Annotated in this window: 19 protein-coding genes and 1 pseudogene; 7 read left to right on the top strand and 13 right to left on the bottom strand. The window is 69.7% G+C overall.

Annotated features, from left to right (window positions below):
* Positions 1-23: 23 nt before the first annotated feature.
* From AC5Y5B_RS14520 to AC5Y5B_RS14490, 7 genes and pseudogenes are all read right to left on the bottom strand, one after another.
* Positions 24-1,562: pseudogene (locus AC5Y5B_RS14520) on the bottom strand (UDP-N-acetylmuramoyl-tripeptide--D-alanyl-D-alanine ligase); the annotation flags it as partial.
* Positions 1,559-3,139, bottom strand: a complete 1,581-nt coding sequence (locus tag AC5Y5B_RS14515) for a UDP-N-acetylmuramoyl-L-alanyl-D-glutamate--2,6-diaminopimelate ligase (protein ID WP_112635823.1) — start codon at positions 3,137-3,139, stop codon at positions 1,559-1,561. The pseudogene AC5Y5B_RS14520 and the gene AC5Y5B_RS14515, both read right to left, overlap by 4 nt.
* Before the next feature lie 82 nt (positions 3,140-3,221).
* Positions 3,222-5,294 carry a peptidoglycan D,D-transpeptidase FtsI family protein gene (locus tag AC5Y5B_RS14510; protein ID WP_289176416.1) on the bottom strand — a complete coding sequence of 691 codons (2,073 nt, stop codon included), beginning with the start codon at positions 5,292-5,294 and terminating at the stop codon, positions 3,222-3,224.
* On the bottom strand, positions 5,291-6,577 hold the full coding sequence (ftsL, locus tag AC5Y5B_RS14505) for a cell division protein FtsL (RefSeq protein WP_289176417.1): 1,287 nt from the start codon (positions 6,575-6,577) through the stop codon (positions 5,291-5,293). Before ftsL ends, AC5Y5B_RS14510 begins: the two co-directional genes overlap by 4 nt.
* Positions 6,574-7,839, bottom strand: a complete 1,266-nt coding sequence (rsmH, locus tag AC5Y5B_RS14500) for a 16S rRNA (cytosine(1402)-N(4))-methyltransferase RsmH (protein WP_112634726.1) — start codon at positions 7,837-7,839, stop codon at positions 6,574-6,576. The genes ftsL and rsmH overlap by 4 nt, the downstream gene beginning before the upstream one ends.
* Positions 7,814-8,245: a division/cell wall cluster transcriptional repressor MraZ gene (mraZ, locus tag AC5Y5B_RS14495; RefSeq protein WP_112634727.1), complete on the bottom strand. Its 432-nt coding sequence runs from the start codon at positions 8,243-8,245 to the stop codon at positions 7,814-7,816. Before mraZ ends, rsmH begins: the two co-directional genes overlap by 26 nt.
* Before the next feature lie 404 nt (positions 8,246-8,649).
* Complete coding sequence (locus AC5Y5B_RS14490; RefSeq protein ID WP_112634728.1) at positions 8,650-9,051, bottom strand: SCO2097 family morphological protein; 402 nt, start codon at positions 9,049-9,051, stop codon at positions 8,650-8,652.
* Positions 9,052-9,389: 338 nt separating this feature from the next.
* Between AC5Y5B_RS14490 and AC5Y5B_RS14485 the strand changes: the two genes are divergently transcribed.
* The gene (locus tag AC5Y5B_RS14485) at positions 9,390-9,998 is read left to right on the top strand and encodes a GNAT family N-acetyltransferase (protein WP_112634729.1); all 609 of its coding nucleotides are present in this window, start codon (positions 9,390-9,392) and stop codon (positions 9,996-9,998) included.
* Between the two features lie 161 nt (positions 9,999-10,159).
* Complete coding sequence (gene lppM / locus AC5Y5B_RS14480) at positions 10,160-10,810, top strand: lipoprotein LppM (RefSeq protein ID WP_112634730.1); 651 nt, start codon at positions 10,160-10,162, stop codon at positions 10,808-10,810.
* Between the two features lie 9 nt (positions 10,811-10,819).
* Here lppM and AC5Y5B_RS14475 read toward each other — a convergent pair whose 3' ends face one another.
* Entirely contained in the window at positions 10,820-11,716 is an 897-nt protein-coding gene (locus AC5Y5B_RS14475; protein WP_112634731.1) for a mycobacterial-type methylenetetrahydrofolate reductase, read from the bottom strand.
* Positions 11,717-11,975: 259 nt separating this feature from the next.
* On the opposite strand from AC5Y5B_RS14475, the gene idsA2 reads away from it, so the two are divergent.
* Both idsA2 and AC5Y5B_RS14465 read left to right on the top strand, forming a co-directional pair.
* The gene (idsA2, locus tag AC5Y5B_RS14470) at positions 11,976-13,025 is read left to right on the top strand and encodes a bifunctional (2E,6E)-farnesyl/geranyl diphosphate synthase (RefSeq protein ID WP_112634732.1); all 1,050 of its coding nucleotides are present in this window, start codon (positions 11,976-11,978) and stop codon (positions 13,023-13,025) included.
* A gap of 3 nt (positions 13,026-13,028) precedes the next feature.
* The gene (locus AC5Y5B_RS14465) at positions 13,029-14,570 is read left to right on the top strand and encodes an alpha-(1->6)-mannopyranosyltransferase A (RefSeq protein ID WP_112634733.1); all 1,542 of its coding nucleotides are present in this window, start codon (positions 13,029-13,031) and stop codon (positions 14,568-14,570) included.
* Between the two features lie 9 nt (positions 14,571-14,579).
* Here AC5Y5B_RS14465 and AC5Y5B_RS14460 read toward each other — a convergent pair whose 3' ends face one another.
* Complete coding sequence (locus AC5Y5B_RS14460) at positions 14,580-14,984, bottom strand: Rv2175c family DNA-binding protein (RefSeq protein WP_007770743.1); 405 nt, start codon at positions 14,982-14,984, stop codon at positions 14,580-14,582.
* A gap of 164 nt (positions 14,985-15,148) precedes the next feature.
* Between AC5Y5B_RS14460 and AC5Y5B_RS14455 the strand changes: the two genes are divergently transcribed.
* Both AC5Y5B_RS14455 and AC5Y5B_RS14450 read left to right on the top strand, forming a co-directional pair.
* Positions 15,149-16,366, top strand: coding sequence for a protein kinase domain-containing protein (locus tag AC5Y5B_RS14455; RefSeq protein WP_112634744.1), 1,218 nt, complete (start codon positions 15,149-15,151; stop codon positions 16,364-16,366).
* Between the two features lie 101 nt (positions 16,367-16,467).
* On the top strand, positions 16,468-17,919 hold the full coding sequence (locus tag AC5Y5B_RS14450) for an FAD-dependent oxidoreductase (RefSeq protein WP_112634734.1): 1,452 nt from the start codon (positions 16,468-16,470) through the stop codon (positions 17,917-17,919).
* Here the strand turns inward: AC5Y5B_RS14450 and AC5Y5B_RS14445 are convergent.
* From AC5Y5B_RS14445 to AC5Y5B_RS14435, 3 genes are all read right to left on the bottom strand, one after another.
* Positions 17,916-19,304: a class II 3-deoxy-7-phosphoheptulonate synthase gene (locus AC5Y5B_RS14445; RefSeq protein WP_112634735.1), complete on the bottom strand. Its 1,389-nt coding sequence runs from the start codon at positions 19,302-19,304 to the stop codon at positions 17,916-17,918. The two genes, AC5Y5B_RS14450 and AC5Y5B_RS14445, sit on opposite strands and share 4 nt — an antisense overlap.
* Before the next feature lie 86 nt (positions 19,305-19,390).
* Entirely contained in the window at positions 19,391-19,873 is a 483-nt protein-coding gene (locus AC5Y5B_RS14440; RefSeq protein ID WP_112634736.1) for a polyadenylate-specific 3'-exoribonuclease AS, read from the bottom strand.
* Between the two features lie 105 nt (positions 19,874-19,978).
* Positions 19,979-20,848 carry a hypothetical protein gene (locus tag AC5Y5B_RS14435; protein ID WP_430919958.1) on the bottom strand — a complete coding sequence of 290 codons (870 nt, stop codon included), beginning with the start codon at positions 20,846-20,848 and terminating at the stop codon, positions 19,979-19,981.
* 108 nt (positions 20,849-20,956) lie between these two features.
* Between AC5Y5B_RS14435 and AC5Y5B_RS14430 the strand changes: the two genes are divergently transcribed.
* Complete coding sequence (locus AC5Y5B_RS14430; protein WP_500005670.1) at positions 20,957-22,249, top strand: glycosyltransferase 87 family protein; 1,293 nt, start codon at positions 20,957-20,959, stop codon at positions 22,247-22,249.
* Here AC5Y5B_RS14430 and AC5Y5B_RS14425 read toward each other — a convergent pair.
* Positions 22,246-22,974, bottom strand: coding sequence for a lysophospholipid acyltransferase family protein (locus tag AC5Y5B_RS14425; RefSeq protein ID WP_112634738.1), 729 nt, complete (start codon positions 22,972-22,974; stop codon positions 22,246-22,248). The two genes, AC5Y5B_RS14430 and AC5Y5B_RS14425, sit on opposite strands and share 4 nt — an antisense overlap.
* Positions 22,975-22,978 lie beyond the last annotated feature (4 nt).

The following is a 22,978-nucleotide window of genomic DNA, read 5'->3' as shown; positions in this document are numbered from 1 at the left end:
GACCCGCTTCGCCCGGCTTCGCCGCCCTCGCGATCGTCACGGGCCAGCGCGTCGGCCAGCGCGCCCAGGCCGGCCGAATTCGACGCCTTGACCAGCACGACGTCACCGGGTCGCACCTCGGCTCGCAGCAACGCCAGGGCGGCGTCGCTGTCGGCGACGTTCACGGCCCCCTTATCGGCGGCGCCCCAGGAACCCTCCATGACCGCTCCGTGGTGCATGGCGCTCATCGACCTCCCACTTCCCACGACAACGAGTCGAGACACATCTAAGCGCACGGCCAACCGCCCGATGCGATCGTGCTCGAGGATGGCGTCCTCACCGAGCTCGGCCATCTCGCCGAGCACCGCCCAGCTCCTGCGCTTTTCAGAGGGGCTGCTGCCACCCTCGCCCCCGTGGGCGATCCAGGCCAGCGCCTGCAGCCCGGCCCGCATCGAATCGGGGTTGGCGTTGTAGGCATCGTCGATCACGGTAACCCCGTCGGCGCGGGTGGTGACCTGCATCCGGTGCCGCGACACCGGGCCCGCGGCGGCGAGGGCGGCCGCGACCTGGTCCAGGTCGGCGCCGCATTCCAGGGCGACCGCGGCCGCGCACAGCGCGTTGCCGACCTGGTGATCGCCGTAGACGCCGAGGCCTACCTGCACCTGCCGCACCCCGGTGGCGTCGCGCCGGTGCAGCGTGAACCGCGGCCTGGCCAGCTCGTCGAGCGACACCGGCCCGGCCCACAGGTCGCTGGGGCCCGCGTCGGTGTGCTCGGCGCGACCGACCCGGACCACCCGGGCCGCGGTCACGTCCGCCATGGCCCCCACGGCCGGATCGTCGGCGTTGAGGATCACCACCCCGGACGCTGGGACAGATTGCGGCAGTTCGGATTTCGTTTGGGCGATGGCTTCGCGCGAGCCGAACTCGCCCAGGTGAGCGGTGCCCACGTTGAGCACCACGCCGATGGACGGCGTGGCGATGTCGGCCAGCGCGGCAATGTTGCCGGGATGCCGGGCCGACATCTCGAGCACCAGGTAGTCGGTGTCGGCCGTCGCGCGCAGCACCGTCCAGGGGTGGCCCAGCTCGTTGTTGAACGACCCGGGCGGGGCGACCACCTCCCCCAGCGGCGCCAGCACGGCGGCCACCAGGTCCTTGGTCGAGGTCTTTCCCGACGATCCGGTGATGCCGACGATCCGCAGCCCCCCGGCCACCAGCTCGGCGGCCACCGCCTTGGCCAGCCTGGCCAGCGCGGCCAGCACCGCGGCGCCCGAGCCGTCCGGGTCGTGCTCGAGCACGCCGGCGCGCGATGCCGAGGCTCCCTCGGGGGCAACGACGATGGCGGGAACCCCGACCGGCCGCGCGGCCAGCACCGCCACCGCCCCGGCCGCGACCGCCGAGGCCGCGTGGTCGTGCCCGTCCGAACGCGCGCCCGGCAGCGCCAGGAACAGGCCGCCGGGACCCACGGCGCGCGAGTCGAATTCGACGGTACCGGTGACGTGCCGGCGCGCGGCGTCCTGCGGCGAGATGTCGGACAACGTGCCGCCCACGATGTCGGCGATCTGCGCGACGGTCAGGTCGATCATGCGCGATCCTCCAACGCCCGCGCCAACTCGATGCGGTCGTCGAAGGGGCGGACCACGTCCCCGGTGCGCTGCCCGGTTTCGTGGCCCTTGCCGGCGATCAGCACCACGTCGCCGGCACGCGCCCACGCGACGGCGTGCCGGATCGCGTCGGCCCGGTCGGGGATCTCGACAACCTCTGCCGCGCAACCACTTTCGGTTGCACCGGCCAGGATTTCGCGCCGGATGGCCGCGGGGTCCTCGCTGCGAGGGTTGTCGTCGGTGACGACGACCAGGTCGGCGAGTTCGGCGGCGACGGCGCCCATCGGCGCCCGCTTGCCCGGGTCGCGCTCGCCGCCCGCGCCGAACACCACCGCCACCCGGCGACCCGGACGCGCCAGCGTGGTGAGCACCGCACGCAGGGCGCCCGGCTTGTGGGCGTAGTCGACGAGAGCCAGGAAATCCTGCCCGGCATCGATCTGTTCCATGCGTCCCGGTACGCGGGTCTGCCGCAGTCCCGGCGCCGCCTCCTCGGGCGACACCCCCACGGTATCCAGAAGTGCCAGTGCGACAAGGCAATTGGCGACGTTGTAGCGCCCGGGTAGCGGGACCCCGACGTCGTGCTTGACGCCGGCCGGGTCGATGACGGTGAACTGTTGTCCCCCGGCGCCCATCGGGGCCACGTCGACGGCGCGCCACTGCGCGGGCCGGCCCTCGGCGCTGACGGTGACCGGATCCGTTGCGCGCCCCGCCATCTCGCGCCCGGCGTCGTCGTCGATGCATATCACGGCCTTTGTCGCATGCAGCGGCGAATTCGGGTCGAACAGCAGCGCTTTGGCTTCGAAATAGTCGGCCATGGTGGGGTGAAAGTCGAGGTGGTCGCGGGACAGGTTGGTGAATCCCCCTACCGCGAAACGGGTTCCGTCGACCCGGCCCAAGGTGAGCGCGTGGCTGGAGACCTCCATGACGACGGTGTCGACGCCCTGTTCGGCCATCGCCGCCAGCATCGCCTGCAGCGCGGGGGCTTCCGGGGTGGTCAGCGCGCTGGGGATGTCGGCGCCGTCGACGCGGATGCCGATGGTGCCGATCAGCCCGCACCGACGGCCGGCGGCCCGTAGACCGGATTCGACCATGTAGGTGGTGGTGGTCTTGCCGGAGGTGCCCGTGATGCCGATGACGGCCAGCCGATCGGACGGGTTTCCGTACACGGTGGCGGCCAGGCCGCCGAGCACGCCGCGGGGGTCGGGATGCACCAGCGTCGGCACGGGCGGGGCGCCGGCCGCGCTCATCTCGGCGACCCCGGCGGTATCGGTGAGCACCGCGACCGCGCCGCGGTCGATGGCCTCGGCGGCATAGCGGGCCCCGTGCGTCGTCCGACCGGGCAGCGCGGCGAACAGGTCGCCGGGCAGCACGTCCTGGGCCCGCAGCGTCACGCCGGTGATGGTCACGTCGGGCACGACGGCGCCGCCGGCCAGGACGGCCCCCACCTGCTCGGCGAGCGCGGGCAGGCGCACACCCGCGGCGGCGCTCGGGCGTAACCCCGTGGGCACCGGCACAGCCACACCTCCCTCCGACGCCGCGTGATCCTCATGATCGGCCATGACACCCTACCTAGCCGCAACCGGCCATGAGGCGATCAGCGCGTCGACGGAAGGCCTGGCTTGACGGAAGGTCAGGCCCGGGTCAGGTGGCCTGCAGCGTCAGCGGGGGCCCGGGGTCCGGCGACAGCGGCACGTTCTCGCGCTGCATGAGCCAGCCGGCGATGTTGTGGAACAGCGGGGCCGCCGAGTGGCCCGGCGTCCCGTCGGCGTTGCGCTCCGGGTTGTCCATCATGATGCCGACGACGTACCGGGGGTTATCGACGGTGGCCATTCCGGCGAACGTGATCCAGTAGACGTTGTCGAAGTAGCAGCCGCAGGCGGGGTTGATCTGCTGTGCGGTACCGGTCTTGCCGGCCATCTGGTAGCCCGTCACCGCGCCGGCGGAACCGGTGCCCTGCTGGTAGCCCATCGGGTCCTTTTGCACCACGGCGCGCAGCATGTTGCGCACGGTCTGCGCCGTCTGCGGCGAGACCACCCGCACGCCGTCCGGACGCGGCTCCTCGGTGCGCGTGCCGTCGGGTGCGATGGTGGCCTTGATGATCCGCGGCGGTATCCGCAGCCCGTCGTTGGCAATCGCCTGGTACATGCCGGTCATCTGCAGCAGGGTCATCGAAAGACCTTGGCCGATGGGCAGGTTCGAGAAGGTGCTGCCCGACCACTGGTCGATCGGTGGCACCAGCCCGGCGCTCTCGCCCGGGAGGCCTACGTTGGTGCGTTGACCCAGACCGAATTTGCGGACCATGTCGTAGAAGCGCTCCGGGCCGACGCGCTGCGCGAGCATCAAAGTGCCGACGTTGGAGGACTTTCCGAACACGCCGGTGGTGGTGTAGGGCATCACGCCGTGATCCCACGCGTCGTGGATGGACACCCCGCCCATCTGGATCGTGCCCGGGACCTGCAGCACCTCATCGGGATTGGACAGGCCGTATTCGATGACCGACGACGCGGTGATCACCTTGTTCACCGAGCCGGGCTCGAACGGCGAGGACACCGCGAGGTTGCCCAGCTGCTTGTCGCCCTGTCGCCCGATGTCCTGGGAGGGGTCGAACGTGTTGTCGTTGGCCATGGCCAGCACTTCGCCGGTCTTGGCGTCCAGCACGACGGCCGAAACATTGTGCGCGCCAGAGACGTTCTTGGCCTGCTGAACCTGCTGCTGCACGTAGAACTGGATGTCGTCGTCGAGGGTCAGCTGGACCATCGAGCCGTTGACCGCCCGATGCCGGTTGCGGTAACTGCCGGGAATGACCACGCCGTCGGATCCGCGGTCGTATGTGACCGCGCCGTCGGTGCCCGACAGCACCGAATCCATGGCCTCTTCCAGCCCCAGCAGTCCGTGACCGTCCCAGTCGATGCCGCCGACGATGTTGGCCGCCAGCGACCCGCCCGGATACTGGCGCAGATCCTGGCGTTCGGAACCGACCTCGGGGTACTTGTCCGAGATCGCGGTGGCGACGGCGGGATCGACGGCGCGCGCCAGATAGACGAAGTTCTCGTCGGTCTGCAGCTTCTTCAGGACGGTCGCCGAGTCCGGCTTGTTGCCCAGGCGGCTGGAGACCTCCTTGGCGATGTCGCGCAACCGCTGCTGCGGGTCGGGCGCCGTTGAGTTCTTGGCTTTGGCTTCCTCGAGTTGCTTGCGAATGCGTTTCGGCTGAAACGTCAGCGCGCGCGACTCGATGGTGAAGGCGAGCTGGTCTTTGCGACGGTCGATGATGCTGCCGCGCACGGCTTTTTCCACATCGGTGACCTTGAGCTGGCCGGCGGCCTGGGCCCGCAGCGACGGGGCGTTGGTCACCTGCAAGACGAACAGCTGGGCCGCGGCCACCAGCATCAGCACCAGGATGACCACGTTGCCGGCCCGATGCCGGAAGACGAATGACCCACCGCGGCTGGTCAATTGGACGATCTGGCGGGTGCGACGCTCCCGCGCAGAGTGCCCCGCTCCCGCCTCCGGACGCTGCGCGGCCCCGGTGCCCTTGGCCTGCTTGGCTTTCCGGAATCGCTTCGGCTCCCGAACGTCGCGGCCGAGGTCGGCCTGCTGCGCCTTCAGGCGACGCTTGGGTTGCCGTACGGCCTTGCCCGCCAAGTCCTTGCGGGGACCGCGGGTCGGGCGCGCCGACTGCGATCGGCGGGCCCGCGGGGATTCTCCGCGGCTCACCTGGGAACACCTGGCGCCGCGCCGGCCGCGGGCCCGGGCAGGCCGTTGGCCGGGGCGGCGGGGACCGCCGGTTGAGCCGGCGCCGCCGGGCGGCCCAACTGCACCGGAACGGGAATCTCGGCGGGCAACGGTGCGGGCAGCTGGCCAGGGGCCGGAATCGGCAACCCGCCCAGGGGAATCGACACCTCGGGGGGTGCCGGAGCGGTCGCCGGCCCGGCAGGCATGGGCAAACCGGGGGTCGGCATCGCCGGCAGCACGCCGGGTGCGAGTCCGGTGGCCGGACCGCCGGGCGTGGCGGGCAGCGCACCGAGGGTCGGGGCAGCGGGCATGCCGGGCAATGCACCCGTCGCCGGTCCGCCTGGCATGCCGGGCAGCGTACCCGTGAGCGGCACACCGGGCGCGGCAGGCGCGCCGGGCACCGGGGGCGCCACCGGCGGCAGGTGCTGACCGCCCACCGTCGACGCGCCGTCGGGGGCGCGCAGCAGCGCTTCGGGCCCGGACCGCGACGGGACGGGGCCGCCGGGGGCCGGTTCCATCCGGACCGAGACCTCCGGAGGAGCGGCGGGCGGCTTCGGGGGCTGGGGCGCCTCGTCGGGCAGCTTGGCGTTCAGCGGCGGCGGCGGAACACCGTCGGCCGGCTTGGGCGTGCCGACCACGACCCAGTTCCCGGACGGATCCTGCACCAGGTGCGCGGTGTCCCTGCTCGGGATCATGCCTAGCTTGCGGGCCGCCTCCGCGAGCGCCGGGGCGGCTTCGGCCTCGCGCACGTCGCGCTCCAGCGCCTCCTTTTGCTGCTGCAGCAACCGGGTTCGCTCGCGGGCGTGGCTCAACTTGTACGAGCGCTCGGCGGAGTCGGTGGACAGCCACAGCGTCAGGCCCAGCCCGATGCCCAGCGCACCGATGATCAGCACGACGAACGGAACCTTGCTGGCCAGCGTCCGCGGCCGCAGGTCGATCGACGCCAGCCTGGTGGCCAGCCGTTCGGTCAGGCGAGGGCGAACGACCTTGGGCGCCTTGGCTTTGCGCGCCTTGGCCCGCGCCTTGGCCTGGCTGGTGCTCTTGGGCCGCGCGGGCCGCTGGACCGGCCGGGCGATCGGGCTGGTCTGCGGTCCGGACTTGGGCGCGCGGACCTCGCGGGCCGGTGCAGTTGTCCGGCCGCTTCGGGTGCGCCGCGTCGATCCGGATTCGGCCGCGGGACGACGGCTCCGTCGGGCAGCGCCGTCGCGGCCGCCGCGACGATCACTGCCGCCGCGCCGCTTCGACGCCTCGCGCTCTGCTCTCATGCGTCGCCTCTCCCGCTAGCCTGCTGTGACTGCATTCGTTGCAGCGCCCGCAATCGCACTGCGGCACTGCGTGGATTGCGCTCAATCTCGGCGGCGTCGGCCCGGTCGGCGCCGTGTGTCAGGGATCCGAATCGCGGCTCGTGGCCGGGAAGTTCGACCGGCAGGTCCACCGGGGTGCGGGACGCGACCGCCTGGGCGAAGAGCCGCTTGACGATCCGGTCCTCCAGCGATTGGTAGGCCATCACCACGATCCGCCCGCCGACGTCCAGGGCGTCCAGGGCGGCCGGAAGCGCGCGGCGCAGTGTGTCCAGCTCGTCGTTGACCGCCACCCGCAGCGCCTGAAACGTGCGCTTGGCCGGGTGCCCGCCGGTGCGCCGGGCCGCGGCCGGAATCGCTTCGTAGAGCAGGGCTACCAGGTCCGAGGTCGAGGTGAACGGCTGCCGGGCACGGCGGCGCACGATGTGTGCGGCGATACGACGTGCGAACCGCTCCTCGCCGTAGCGGTGCAAGATTCGTGCCAGCTCGGCCTCGTCGTAGGTGTTGACGATGTCGGCCGCGGTGAGCGGCGACGAGGGGTCCATCCGCATGTCCAGCGGGGCATCCTGGGCGTAGGCAAAGCCCCGCTCCGCGCGGTCCAGCTGCATGGACGACACCCCGAGGTCGAACAGCATTCCGTCTATCGATTCGGTTGCCGCATAACCGGATTCGTCCAGCGCGGCGGCGATGCCGTCGTAGCGGGTGTGCACCAGCGTGACCCGGTCGGCGAAACGCGCCAGGCGCGCCCGGGCGATGTCCAGCGCGCTGGGATCGCGGTCCAGCCCGATCAGCCGCAGGCCCGGCAGGTCGGTGACGAACCGCTCCGCATGCCCGCCCGCGCCGAGCGTGGCATCGACCAGGGTCGCCCCCGCCCCGTCGGGGCTGCGACGGGTCAGCGCGGGCGTGAGCAGTTCGACGCAGCGTTCCAGCAGGACGGGGACGTGCCCGTGATCGTCGGACCTCGAATTGTCAACCACCGCAACGCCTCCACGGATCTGGCGGCACCCGTCGGCCGCCCGGGCCACCGCCAAGCGGGTCCCCGCGCCGCTTCGGGTCTGCGCCGCCCGGACCGGCCTTACCGAGCGCTCGGGAAGAGGGGCGGCCCCTGCATCGAGGTCTCTGACCGAAATCGCGAACCTGGCGTTGGGGAAGTACGCCAGGGTCGGTTCGGGCAGAGGCCACGTTGCACGGGCATGCGCCTCAGATGATGTCGCCGAGTGCTTCATCGCTGGCCGCGGAGAAGTTCTCTTCGTGGGTCTGTTGGTAGTCCTGCCAGGCCTGCGCGTCCCAGATCTCGAGGTTGTCGATCGCGCCGATGACCACGCAGTCCTTCGTGAGGTTCGCGTAGCGCCGGTGATCGGCCGACAACGTGATCCGGCCCTGCGCGTCCGGGTGCTGCTCGTCGGTGCCCGCGGCGAGGTTGCGCAGAAACGCGCGGGCGTCGGGGTTGCTCCGCGAGGCCTTGCTCGCCCGGCGGGCCAGTTGCTCGAATTCCGCCCGGGGGTAGACGGCGAGGCTGTGGTCCTGACTCTTGGTGACCATCAACCCCCCTGCCAGCGCGTCGCGGAACTTAGCGGGCAGCGTCAGCCGCCCCTTGTCGTCGAGTTTGGGCGTGTAGGTGCCGAGAAACACCAGCTCACCTCCCCTATGGGGTCACCCAAACACTGCAGCCACCATACCCCACAATCCCCCACTACGCCCCATTCTTTGAGTGTCGTCGCGGCGTTTTCGCGGTTATCCGTCGTCAGAGGGCCGCCAAAGACGCGCGAAGGGTGTGTCGGGACCCCTCCCAGGCGTCTCGGACGCACCGTGGCACGGCGGGCCTACCAGGCGAAATACGGACAGTGGGGCTTCGTGGGGGACTTTAGTGGGGCGTGGTGGGGCCTAGATGCCTGGACGCGCTGCGGTTAGGGCTCGATTGAGCTGCAAAACGGCATCGACGGTTGCGCGGATGTCCGGCGCGCGGCCGGCGGCGCGCGGCCCAGGAAAAATGAAACGAGGCAGCCGATGGCTACCCCGAATGCGTCCGGCTGCGGTTAGTCGTCGAACCGACGGCGGAAGCGGTCCTCCATGCGGCTGGTGAACGAACCCCCGCCCTTGTTCCGGCGCTGACGCAACGAAGTGGCGGCCGGGCCGGAATGGTCGGGCCTGCCCGACAACCGAGGTCCGGTGATCGCGAAGATCACTCCGCCGAACATGACGATGAACCCGAAGACGCTGAGGATCGGGAAGTTTCCGATCATCGTCGCCTTGAACGCCACCCCGGAGACCAGCATCGCCAGACCGATGACGAACAGCGCCACGCCCTGCAGCCGCCGGCGGGCGGTCGGTGCGCGAAAGCCACCGCCGCGGACGCTCGACGCGAACTTGGGGTCCTCGGCGTAGAGAGCGCTCTCGATCTGATCGAGCATCCGCTGCTCATGATCGGAGAGTGGCATTCGTCCCTCCTTGCCGACTGTTTGGCACGTGACTATCGGTACCACGCGGATGCCCGTTGCGGGGGCAACTAATTGAATGATACGAGGTCAATCTGCCCCATACCACTGGTTCGGCGCCGATTCTATCCCCGCCGCCCACGGACGCCCCCGCAGACCGCAACTGCCGTGCGCTACAACCGGCTTCCTTCAACCGTGGCGGTTCGCCGGTCCGGCGTCACGACCACTCGTCGGGCCGTCACACGCGGGTCCGATAATGGGCGATAGCGGCCAAGTCCACCGCGACACATACCGCCGGCGCACCGCAGTACCCCGAGCACCGATGAGGAGGAGACCGCGAGTTGGCCATATTCCTCATCGATCTGCTGCCCCATGACATGGAGCGCCGCCTCGGTGACGCCCTGGCGGTGTACGTCGATGCGATGCGCTACCCGCGCGGCACCGAAAAGCAGCGCGCCGCGATGTGGCTGGAACACATCCGCCGGCGCGGCTGGCAGGGCGCCGGCGTCGTCGAAACCGAAGAGGCCGAAGACGCAGGCGCGCAACCGCCCTCGGCCGAGGTGCTGGCCAGTGCCCCGTTGCTCGGCGTGGCCTATGGCTATCCGGGTGCGCCAGGGCAATGGTGGCAGCAACAGGTGGTGTTGGGCATGCAGCGCGGCGGCTCACCGCCCCAGGAGATCTCCCGGCTGATGAACAGTTACTTCGAGTTGACCGAGCTGCACATCCATCCCCGCGCCCAGGGTCGCGGTCTGGGCGAGGCGCTGGCCCGGCGGCTGCTCGCGGGTCGCGCCGAGCAGAATGTGCTGCTGTCCACGCCGGAAACTACCGGTGAACCCAACCGCGCCTGGCGGTTGTATCGGCGCCTGGGCTTCACCGACGTCATCCGCGGCTACCACTTCGCCGGGGATCCGCGAGCGTTTGCGATCCTGGGCCGCGAGCTACCGCTCTAGCCCCGACCGGCCACGACCCGCCACGGGCCGGAACACGCCACCTTATTCAAGTGGCACATCCGATCTGGCACGATGACCTGGTGCGAGCCAGCTCTCCCCCGTCCCGCAGCCGAGGATCCCGAGCGTTTCGAGCTCGACGCCGGCGACTGACCGCGCTGGCGATGTTGCTGCTGCTGGTGCCGCTGGCCACCGGATGCCTGCGGGTCCGCGCCTCGCTCACCATCTCCCCCGACGACCTGGTGTCCGGCGAGATCGTCGCCGCCGCGAAACCCAAGACGTCCAAAGACACCGGCCCCCAACTGGACAGCAACAACCTGCCGTTCAGCCAGAAGGTGGCGGTGTCGAACTACGACAGCGACGGTTACGTCGGCTCGCAGGCCGTGTTCTCCGACCTGACATTCGCGGAGTTGCCGCAGCTGGCCAACATGAACTCCGACGCCTCCGGGGTGAACCTGACGCTGCGCCGCAACGGGAACCTGGTGATCCTCGAGGGCCGGGCGGATCTGACCTCGCTGACCGATCCCGAGGCCGACGTCGAGCTGACGGTCGCCTTCCCCGGCGTGGTGACCTCCACCAACGGCGACCGGGTCGAACCCGACGTGGTGTCGTGGAAGCTCAAGCCCGGGGTGGTGAGCACGATGACCGCCCAGGCCCGCTACACCGACCCCAACACCCGCTCCTTCACCGGCGCGGTGGTGTGGCTGTGCATCGCGTCGTTCGCGGCGGCCGGCGTGGTGGGGCTGCTGGCCTGGGTCAGCCGGGACCGGTCACCGCGCTTGACCGCGCCGCGCGACCAGCCGCCGCCCAGCTAGATCCGCCGGTTAATCCCCCTGGACCGGCGACCAGTAGGCGAGCATCTCCGCGAACGTCTGGAAGGCCGGCCCGGAATTCCCGTAGGTCGCCTCCAGGTGGATGCTCAGCGGGAAGCCCAGTTCGGCGACCCCGTCGATGACCCGCTTGTACAGGTCGAGCATCTGCTGGCGCTTCTGTGCGGGTTCGCCGGCGGCCAGCTTCTTGACGAACTCCTGCTCGGCGGCCACCGCGGCGTTGCCCGGGTCCTGGATGAGCCAGTTGATCAGTCCGACCCGGCTCTCCATCTTCGGCACGAATCCGAACGACAGCAGGATCTCCGGCCGGTGGTCGGTCTGCCTGGCGAACTCGCTCAGAAAACCCACGATCGCGTCGGAGTACAGCAGCTGGGTCATGCCGTAGGTGGCGCCCTGGTCGCACTTGAAATTGAACCGGCCCTGTTCGCCGTCGCGGGTGGGGATCAGGATGACGCCGCGGTTGGTCACCAGCTCGCGATAGATCGACAGGGCGTCGGTGGGGGCGACGCCGGAGCCCTCGCCGTCGTTCATGGTGCGCGGCACGCCGACGAAGACGACGCCCTCCATGCCCGCCGAGGTCAGCTCGGTCAACCGCGCGCGCAGCGACGCCTCGTCCATGAACGCGGTGACCTGCGTGCACAGGCCGCTGATCCCGGGCAGTTCTGGTTTGACGATCGACCAGAAGTCGAGCACGTCCAGCTTGGGCTTCATCTGAATGGGGCGGTCGTCGTCCTCGGCGATGATCCCCGGAATCATGACGTGCCGGATCCGGCCGCCCAGGCCCGCCTCGGCCGAATTCCGCACCACTTTGTGCGCCTCCTCCAGTGCCCGCTCCCGGCCTTCGTCGGCGTTCGGCGGCACCAGCTCGAGGGCAATGGTGTTGAGGGTCACGCGGCTTCTCTCCATCTGACGACTGTTGGCCCGGGGCGTCTTGTGCCCGCGCCATATTCGCGGGCCTCAGCGCACCCGCCAGCATAGGGGCGGGTTAGTGAGCCACGCGAAGCAACTGGGTCCGCCCGCCCGCGTCATGGGGAAGGCAACCCCGGTGCCGCGGCTAATACACTGGTCGAGCCTGCAACACCCAGCCCGCCGAGCAGAAAGGGGCGCCGCGCTGAGCCTAGGAGCCACCGCAGCAGCGGCAACCGTCGAGTTGACCGGCGCCATTACCGACCAATTGCGGCGGTACATGCACGACCGGCGCACCGAGACCGCGTACATGGGAGACGACTACAGCGGTCTGATCGCCGCGCTGGAAGACTTCGTGCTGAGCGGGGGCAAGCGGCTGCGGCCCGCCTTCGCCTATTGGGGCTGGCGCGCCGTGACCACCGAAGCGCCCGATGAGCAAGCGCTGCTGCTGTTTTCCGCACTCGAGCTGCTGCACGCCTGCGCGCTGGTGCACGACGACGTCATCGACGACTCCTCCACCCGGCGCGGCCGGCCGACCACGCACGTCCAATTCGCGGCGTTGCATCGCGAGCGGCAGTGGCAGGGCTCGCCCGAGCAGTTCGGCATGTCGGCCGCCATCCTGCTCGGCGATCTCGCGCTGGCCTGGGCCGACGACATCGTGTTGGGTGTCGAGTTGACGCCGCAGGCGGCGCGGCGGGTGCGCAGGGTGTGGGCCAACATTCGCACCGAGGTGCTCGGCGGGCAGTACCTCGACATCGTCGCCGAGGCCAGCGCGGCCGCCTCGATTGCCTCGGCGATGAACGTCGATACCTTCAAGACCGCCTGCTACACCGTGTCCCGGCCGCTGCAGCTCGGGGCGGCGGCGGCCGCCGACCGGCCCGACGTCCACGACGTCTTCAGCCAGTTCGGGACGGACCTGGGCGTGGCCTTTCAGCTGCGCGACGACGTGCTGGGGGTATTCGGTGACCCCGCGGTGACCGGCAAGCCGTCCGGGGACGACCTGCGCTCGGGCAAGCGCACCGTGCTGCTGGCCGAGGCGGTCGAATTGGCGGAGAAGTCAGACCCGTTGGCGGCCAACCTGTTACGCACGTCGATCGGAGCCCGACTGACCGACGAGCAGGTGGATCGGCTGCGCGAGGTCATCGAGTCGGTGGGCGCCCTGGCCGCGGCCGAACAACGGATCGCCGCGCTGACCCAGCGGGCGCTGGCCACGCTGGCGGCCGCACCCATCAATACCGCGGCCAAGGCGGGCCTGTCCGAATTGGCCAAGCTGGCCACGAACCGGTCCGCCTGATCGATGACGACGCCGACCGATACCCCGGCAGCCGACTCACCGGCGGCCAAACCGACACGCGGCGAATGGGTTTCACGTCTGAAGACCTTCCTCGTCACCGGCGACTCGCGCCCGGCGAAGCTGGGCATGCTCGGCTCGGTGCTGATCACCCTGGGCGGTCTGGGCGCGGGCAGCACCCGCCAGCACGATCCGCTGCTCGAGTCGATGCACATGTCCTGGTTGCGTTTTGGCCACGGCCTGGTGCTGTCGTCGATCGTGTTGTGGACCGGTGTCGGTCTGATGCTGATCGCGTGGCTGGCCCTGGGCCGCCGGGTGCTGGCCGGCGAGGCGACCGAGTTCGTCATGAAAGCCACCACCGCGTTCTGGCTGGCGCCGTTGCTGGTGTCGGTGCCCGTCTTCAGCCGGGACACCTATTCCTATCTGGCGCAGGGCGCGCTGCTGCGCGACGGCCTGGACCCGTACGCCGTCGGCCCGGTCGCCAACCCAAACAGCCTGCTGGACAACGTCAGTCCCATCTGGTCGATCACCACCGCGCCGTACGGCCCGGTGTTCATCCTGGTGGCCAAGGTCATCACCATCGTCGTCGGCAACAACGTGGTGGCCGGCACCGCGCTGCTGCGACTGTGCATGCTGCCCGGCCTGGCGCTGTTGGTCTGGGCGACCCCGCGCATCGCGCATCGGCTGGGTGCCGACGGTGCGACGGCGCTGTGGATCTGCGTGCTCAACCCCCTGGTGCTCATCCATCTGATGGGTGGGGTGCACAACGAGATGCTGATGGTGGGCCTGATGGCCGCCGGCATCGCGTTGACGTTCGGCGGCCGGCCCGTCGCCGGCATCACGCTGCTCACCGTGGCCATCGCGGTCAAAGCCACCGCCGGCATCGCGCTGCCCTTTCTGGTGTGGGTGTGGCAGCGGCAGCTGCGCGAGCGGCGCGGATATCGGCCGGTGCCAGCGTTTTTCGCGGCCACGGCGCTATCGCTGGTGACCTTCGTCGTGGTGTTCGCGGTGTTGTCCGCGGTGGCGGGCGTCGGGCTGGGCTGGCTGACCGCGCTGGCCGGCTCGGTGAAGATCATCAACTGGCTGACCGTGCCGACCGCGGCCGCCAACCTGATTCACGCGATCGGCGGCGCGTTCTTCCCGGTGAGCTTCTATCCGATCCTTCGCGTCACCCGGCTGGTCGGCATCGCCGTCATCGCGATCTCGCTACCACTGCTGTGGTGGCGGTTCCGCCGCGACGACCGGGCCGCGTTGACCGGCATCGCGTGGTCGATGCTGATCGTGGTGCTGTTCGTGCCGGCCGCCCTGCCCTGGTACTACTCGTGGCCGCTGGCGATCGTGGCCCCGCTGGCGCAGTCCCGGCGAGCGGTCGCGGTCATCGGCGGGCTGTCGACCTGGGTGATGGTGATCTTCAAACCCGATGGCTCGCACGGCATGTACTCGTGGCTGCACTTTTCGCTGGCCACGGTCTGCGCGCTGATCGCCGGCTACAGCCTGTATCGCGCCCCGGCGCGGCAAGCCGAGCTCGCCGACGTCCCCGCCGATTGAGCGAAGGGCTCAGTAGGCCATCGCCTGCGCCCGGCGCACGACTTCCCTTGCCTGATGGGCATGCAGGGCGTCGACGGGCCGGGCGTTGTTGAGGGCGTCGCGGCTGCCGTCGCGGGTGACCGTCAACGAGGGGTCCCGGGTGAACAACCAGCGCACGATCTCGGTGTCGTGGTAGCCGCCGTCGTGCAGGATGGTTAGCAATCCGGGCAGGCTCTTGACCACCTCGCCCGACTTGGTGAAGAACACCTGCGGCACCACCAGACCCTCGTCGCGGCGAACCGCAACCAGGTGCCCCTCCCGGAGTTGCTGATGCACCTTGGTGACCGGCACCCCCATCAATTCGGCGACCCGCTTGAGGTCATAGATCGGCTCGTCGGGTTCTAGCACATCGTCGCCGGCAGGAATACTGCTCATCCCGGCAAGTGTAGGCCTAGATGGCCGCCTTGAGCCCGTGTTCTACCGGCCAATCACGGCCGCACACCTACGATGGCCCCGTGGCCCAAGCGCAATCGCCCGGACCCGCCTCGGGCCGGGCCGGCCCGCATGGTCGCCGACCCGAACCCGGGTCGGCCGATCCGCTGGAGAACACCTTGCTGGACGGCCGCTACCTGGTTCAGTCCAGGATCGCCAGCGGCGGCACGTCGACGGTGTACCGCGGCCTGGACACCCGGCTGGACCGCCCCGTCGCGGTGAAGGTGATGGATTCCCGCTACGCCGGCGACGAGCAGTTCCTGACCCGCTTCCAGCGTGAGGCCCAAACCGTCGCCCGGTTGAAGGACCCCGGACTGGTCGCGGTCTACGACCAGGGGCTGGACGCCCGCCACCCGTTTCTGGTGATGGAGCTGATCGAGGGCGGCACGCTGCGCGAACTGCTGGGCGAACGCGGACCCATGCCGCCCTACGCCGTCGCGGCGGTGCTTCGTCCGGTCCTCGGCGGGTTGGCCGCCGCGCATCGGGCCGGCCTGGTGCATCGCGACGTCAAGCCCGAGAACGTGCTGATCTCCGACGACGGCGAGGTGAAGATCGCCGACTTCGGGCTGGTGCGAGCCGTCGCCGCCGCCGGAATCACCTCCGCCAGCGTCATTTTGGGCACCGCGGCCTACCTGTCGCCCGAACAGGTGCGCGACGGCAGCGCCGGTCCGCGCAGCGACGTCTACTCCGCGGGGATCATGACGTTTGAGCTGCTGACCGGGCGTACACCGTTCACCGGCGACTCGGCATTGTCGCTCGCCTACCAGCGCCTGGACACCGACGTGCCGCCACCCGGCGGGGTCATCGACGGGGTCCCCGCGCAGTTCGACGACTTCGTGCGGCGTGCCACGGCCCGCGATCCCGCGTACCGCTACGCCGACGCGATCGAGATGCGAGCCGACCTCGACGCCATCGCCGACGAGCTTGCGCTGCCGGACTTCTCCGTCCCTGCGCCCCGCAACTCCGCGCAACACCGTTCGGCGGCGCTGCAGCACAGCCGGACGAGCCAGCGGCCGCCCGCCGCGCAACAGCCCAATGCGCCCGAACCGGTGCCGGTGCGCCAGCCCACACGCCAGATGACGCGGGGGCCGCAGGACTGGCCGGAGCCCAACCACCCGGCGCAGACCGACGACGAACCCGAGGACGATTACGAATATGAGGCTGTCACAGGCGAATTCGCGGGCATCCCGATCAGCGAATTCGTCTGGGCGCGCCAGCACAACCGGCGCATGGTGCTGGTCTGGGTGGCGCTGATCCTGGCGATCACCGGGCTGGTCGCGACCGCGGCGTGGACCGTGGGGAGCAACCTCGACGGACTGCTGTAACCCGGCCGCGCGACGGATCGACGCATCCAACCGCGACACGAATCTTAACGTAATCACAAGGTTCTCTTATTTTTCTTAATTTTGGTGTACCGTGCTTCTGCATGGGTTCGACAACGCATCGCGTCGACTCGCCGAACCGGCTCGGCGAGCACGCAGTCGTACTGGGTGCCGGAATGGCGGGTTTGCTTGCCGCGCGCGTACTTTCGGAGTTCTACGATTCGGTCAGTGTGGTCGAGCGGGACAGATTGCCCGACTATCCCTGCCACCGCAGGGGCATCCCCCAGGGCCGCCACCTGCACAACTTCTACAGCCGCGGCCTGCAGGTGCTGGAGGAACTGTTTCCCGGCCTGCTCGAGGACCTGTCCAGGGCGGGGGCCGTCGTCGTCGACGACGGCGATTTGTCGCGGTTCTACGTGCGCTTCGGGCGCTACGAGATGAAACAGTCGGGCACGTTCGCCGATCCGGACGCGTTGGCGCTGCACATGACGACCCGGCCGTTCATGGAGTTTCACCTGCGCCGGCGCGTCAAGGCCCTGCCGAATGTGACGTTCCTCGACGGGCACGACGTGTCCGAACTTCTCAACACCGCGGACATCGTCAACGGGGTGCGAATCACCCGGCGCTACAACGGTTTTCTCAGGGCGCTGGACGCCGACCTGGTGGTGGACGCCATGGGGCGAGCGGCGCGCACCCCGGCGTTCCTGGAGAGCCTGGGTTACCCACGGCCAACCGAGGATCGGGTGGTGGCCCGATATGGCTACGCGAGCCAACAGTTGAGCATGCCCGAGGCATCGATCCCCCAGCGGCTGGTGATGTTCAACCCCGGGGGCGGCAGGCCGGGAGGCTTGTTGCTTGCCAATGAGCACGACACGTTCATGCTGGCGATCGGCGTGCCGGTCGAGGCCGGCGAGCCACCCACCGATTTCGCCGCGATGCTCGCGATGGCCGAGCCGTCTTTGCCCCCGGCGATCATCGAGGGCCTGCGCCGCGCATATCCCATCGGGGAAGCCGTGACATATCACCACGGCGCCGCGATCTGGCGACGCTACGACCAGATGGCCGAATTCCCTTCGGGTTTGCTGGTGATGGGCGACGCGTTGTGCAGTCTCGATCCGACGTACGGCCAGGGCATGACGATCGCCGCGCTGGAAGCGCTGACCCTGCGCGACTGCCTGCAGGCGGGAGATGCCCAAGTGGCGCAACGCTTTTTCCGGGCGACGACGCACTACATCGGTCAGACGTGGGCCGCCAATCAGCTCAGGGACCGGACCACGTCCGGCGGCTACCGGCCGCGCGGAGTGCGCGCGCGACTGCAGGACTGGATGTCCCGAGCTGCGCTGAACGCCTCGACCCACGACGCCGTCTTGACCGAACGCTTCTTTCGGGTCTCCAACTTCATCGACTCGCCCTCGCGGCTGCGCGATCCCGCCCTGCTACCACGCATCGTGTGGGGCAACCTGCGAGCCCGGTTCACCTCGAGGCGAAGCCGCACCGCCCCGGCCGGCCTGACGCCGCAAGGCCCACAGCCGGAGTGGATTTCGGCGCGCCGCTAGTCGCGCAGCATCTCGGCGACCAGGAACGCCAACTCCAGCGACTGCTGGGTGTTCAGCCGCGGATCGCACGCGGTTTCGTAACGGCCGACCAGGTCGGTGTCCGAAATGTCTTGTGCCCCACCCAGACACTCGGTGACGTTCTCGCCGGTGATCTCGACGTGGATGCCCCCCGGATGGGTGCCCAGCGCGCGGTGCACCTCGAAGAAGCCCTGCACCTCGTCGACGATGCGGTCGAAGTGGCGGGTCTTGTAGCCGTTGGACGACTCGTGGGTGTTGCCGTGCATCGGGTCGCACTGCCAGATCACCTGGTGACCGGTGGCCTGGACCTTCTCCACGATCGGGGGCAGCAGGTCGCGAACCTTGTTGTTGCCCATCCTGCTCACCAGCGTCAGGCGGCCGGGCTTGTTGTGCGGGTCGAGCCGCTCGACGTATTCGACGGCCAGCTCCGGGGTGATCGTCGGGCCGATCTTGACGCCGATCGGGTTGGCGATCACCTCGGCGAAGGCGATGTGCGCGCCGTCGAGCTGGCGGGTGCGCTCACCGATCCAGACGGTGTGCGCCGACAGGTCATACAGCTGCGGTTCGCCGGTGTCGCTCTCGGACAGGCGCAGCATGGACCGCTCGTAGTCGAGCACCAAAGCCTCATGGCTGGCGTAGATCTCGGCGGTCTGCAGGTTGCGGTCGGCCACCCCGCAGGCGCTCATGAAGCGAAGGCCGCGATCGATCTCGGTGGCCAGCGCCTCGTACCGGGCGCCGGCCGGGGAGGTCCGGACGAATTCCCGGTTCCAGTCGTGCACCAGGTGCAGGGAGGCCAAGCCCGACGACGTCAGCGCCCGCACCAGGTTCATCGCCGCGCTGGCGTTGGCGTAGGCGCGCACCAACCGCGACGGGTCGTGGTCGCGCACGGCGGCGTCCGGGGCGAAGCCGTTGATCATGTCGCCGCGGTAGGACTTCAGCCCCAGCGCGTCGATGTCGGCCGACCGGGGCTTGGCGTACTGCCCCGCGATGCGGGCCACCTTGACCACCGGCAGGCTGGAGCCGTAGGTCAGCACCACCGCCATCTGCAGCAGCGTGCGCACGTTGCCGCGGATGTGGGGTTCGGTGTTCTCGGTGAACGTCTCCGCGCAGTCACCGCCCTGCAGCAGGAAAGCCTCGCCCCGCGCCACCTGGGCCAGCTGTTCCTGCAGCCGGACGATCTCCGAGGGCACCGTCACCGGCGGCACGCTTTCGAGGACCGTGCGCATCGCCGTCGCCTGGTCGGCGGGCCAGCTCGGCTGCTGGGCGGCCGGTTTGGCCAGGGCGGCGTCCAACCGCGCCCGCAGATCGGTCGGCAGCGGCGGCAGCGGCGGCAGCTGATCGATCGGTATGTCGACGGTCCAGTTCATCGGTCCATCGTAACTGGGGCGCGGGGGTCTCTGGTCAGGGCTGATCTGCGGGAACGCGGCCCGGCCGGGCGCGTCCCGCCGCCGTCTCAGTCCCCGGCGGTGATGAGCCGGTATCTGCGGAGCTGATCGCGCGCGTCGACCAGCGCGTCGTGCGCGTCGGACGACCGCGGCGGCATCCGGGGGCTGCCCCGGTCTTCCCACAGTTGCCGCAGCTCGCGGGTGAATCGCGGTATCGCTCGCGGCAGCTCCGGCATGGTGCCCCACAGCTGGCACAGGGCCACGTGGTCGTAGGCCGCCACCCACGCCCACAGCTCGATCGGCTCGGTGCCCCCGACACCGAAGAATTCCTCGAGGTCCTCCCGGATCCGCCGGCGCGAGCGCCACAGCTGCGACGCCGGGGGCGGCAGCTTGGGCAGCACGTTGGCGCGCACCCATGGCCCGGCGCGCTCGGGGTCGAATTCGGTGGACACCGCGTAGTACTCGCGGCCGTCTTCGGCGGCCACCCCGATCGAGATCAACTCGATGGTGCGGCCGTCTTCGATGAATTCGGTGTCGTAGAAGTACCGCACCGGAGAAAGCCTAGACCGGCGACGATGAGTGCCGGCACGGCACGAAGGAGGAGGCGGTCCATCGCCCCAGCCGGCGACGATGAGTGCCGGCACGGCCGCCGCGGGCTACCGACTGATCAGAATCGGCCCGGTGGGCGCCGGCGCGGGGTGGACCTCGTGGTCGAGTGTGGCGTCGACGGTGCGTTCGTCGGGCAGTCGCGGTGTGCCGGCGATGGCGCACTGCAGGTACAGCTTGGCCCGCACCACCGGGCGGCGCAGCCTGCGCTCGCGTTGCAGCGCCCGGCGCATCTTGTCCGGTTGCGTGGAGTACCGCCACCGGGCCCACGGGGCATGCGGGCGCGACAGCCGGACGGCGCCGATGACCAGCAGGATGACCAGGAACATGCCCAGCAGGCCGGTCCACACCTTGCCCTTGAGCACCACCACGACGGCCAGCGGCAACGTCAACGCCATGGCGCCGGCCACGACGGCCCGCAGCGCCGTCGACTCGGCGCTGTGCCAGATCGGCAGGAAGAACATCAGCGGGTGCAGGCCCATGATCAACAGCCCGGCCACCGCCACCGCGGCGAAGACCGCGTCCACCGAGGTGCGGCCGTCTTCGGACCAGTACACGTCGGACAGGTGCAGGATCAGCGCGTACTCGTCCAGGACCAGCGCCGCGCCGATCCCGAAAAATGTTGCCGCAATGGTGAATTCGGGTTCATGCCCGTCGATGGACAGCGTAACCAGCGTCAGGCCCGAGAGCAGGGTCAGCACCACCCCGAAGGTCACGTGGTGGATGTGCACTCCCCCGACATGGACGTTGCGCGGGTGCCACCACCGGGCGGGCCGGCCGGCGGTGGCGCGGTGCCGGATGAACCGCACGCAGGTTCGCGTGACGAAGAACGTCAGGATGAAGGCCACCAGGCAGCACAGCAACGGCAGGTGACCGCGGTCATATACGTCGTGGGCGAACCACCGGGTCACCTCGGCCACGAACGAATGGAGCACCCTTGAAACGTACGCCTGTCCGCGCCGGGCTCGTGGGACCCGCGCTGCACCAGGCGGGTCGGGCCCCCGGCACCCATTACGCTGTTGTGCGACATGAGTACACGGCAGGCGCCCGGGGCGGGCTTGGCAGGTAAGCGTGGCCCCCGGTGGGCGCTGTGGTGGGGGCTGGCCTGGCTGACCGCCGCCGCGGGGCTGAGTTACGCGGCGTGGCAGCTGTTCGGGCACACGCCCTATCGCATCGATATCGACGTCTACCAGATGGGCGCGCGGGCCTGGATGGACGGCCACCCACTCTACCGCGGGGACGTGCTGTTCCATACGCCGATCGTGGATCTGCCGTTCACCTATCCACCGCTGGCCGCCATCGTGTTCTGCCCGTTCGCCTGGATGCACATGCCCACCGCCAGCGTCGCGATCACCGCCTTGACGCTGGTGCTGCTGGTCGTGTCGACCGTGATCGTGCTGACCCGCCTCGACGTCTGGAGCACTTCGGCGACCCTGCCTGGCCCGGCCTGGCAGCGCCGGTGGTGGCTGGCGATCGTCACCGCGGCGGCCGCGACGGTCTGGCTGGAACCGATCAGCTCGAACTTCGCCTTCGGCCAGATCAACGTGGTGCTGATGACACTGGTGATCGCCGACTGCCTGCCGCGGCGCACGCCGTGGCCGCGCGGGCTGCTGCTGGGCGTCGGCATGGCGCTGAAACTGACCCCGGCGGTGTTCCTGCTCTACTCCCTGTTGCGCCGCGACACCCGGGCGACGCTGACCGCGCTGGCGTCTTTCGTCGGGGCGACGCTGCTGGGTTTCGCGCTGGCCTGGAACGACTCCTTGGAGTACTGGACGCACACCCTGCTGCACACCGACCGCATCGGTTCGGCGTCGTTGAACACCGACCAGAACATCGCCGGCGCGCTGGCCCGGCTGGGGCTGGGACAGCAGGAACGGTCCCTGCTCTGGGTGGCCGCGTCGCTGCTGGTGTTGGCGGTGACCGTCTGGGCGATGCGCCGGGCGCTGCGCGCCGACGAACCCGCGCTCGCCCTGGTGTGCGTGGCGCTGTTCGGGCTGGTGGTGTCGCCGGTGTCCTGGTCGCACCACTGGGTCTGGGTGCTGCCGGCGGTGCTGGTGACGGGGATCGTGGGCTGGCGGCGACGCAACGCGGCGCTGATGGTGGTCAGTGCCGTGGGGGTGGCGCTGATGCGGTGGTCGCCCATCGACCTGCTGCCCAAGCATCACGAGGCGAGCGCCGTCTGGTGGCGTCAGCTCGCCGGGATGTCCTACGTGTGGTGGGCGCTGGCCGTCCTCGTCACGGTGGGAGTCACCGTCACCGCGCGCGGGCTGTCGCGGGACACGGCCCCCCAGCAGTTGGCGCCGGTTACCGCCGTCGGCTAACCGGCCGCGGTTTCGGGAATCCGGACGGCCTCGCCGTTGGCCGCGCCGTCGTTACCGCCCTTTTTTAGGCTCGCCGCGTAGATGTCGACGTATTCCTGACCGGACAGTCCCATCAGCTCGTAGATCACTTCGTCGGTGACGGCCCGCTCGATGAAGCGGTTGCCGGCCAGCCCGTCGAAGCGCGAGAAGTCCATCGGCTTGCCGAACCGAACGGTGACCCGGCCGAACCGCAGCATGTTGGTTCCGGGCGGGTTGACGACGTTGGTGCCGATCATCGCGACCGGGATGACCGGGACACCGGTCTCCAGCGCCAGCCGCGCGAGTCCCGTCTTGCCCTTGTACAGCCGGCCGTCCGGCGACCGGGTGCCCTCGGGGTACATGCCCAGCAGCTTGCCCTGGCTCAGCACCTGCTGCGCGGTGGTCAGCGCGGCGCGGGCGCTGTCGGCGTCGGTGCGGTCGATCGGCACCTGGCCGACGGCCGTGAAGAACCACCGCTGGAACCAGCCCTTGAAACCCGTGCCGGTGAAGTATTCCGACTTGGCCAGGAAGGTGATTCGGCGGCGCACCACCAGCGGAAGGTAGAAGCTGTCCATGACCGCCAGGTGGTTGCTGGCCAGTATCGCCGGCCCGGAGCTCGGAACGTGTTCTAGGCCTTCAACTTTCGGCCGCCCCAGCAGCGATAGCAGCGGGCCGAGGAGCACGTACTTGAACAGCCAGTACCACATGGCC

The organism is Mycobacterium sp. NGS33, assembly GCF_059812885.1.
This window is presented reverse-complemented; position numbering and strand designations above follow the sequence as displayed.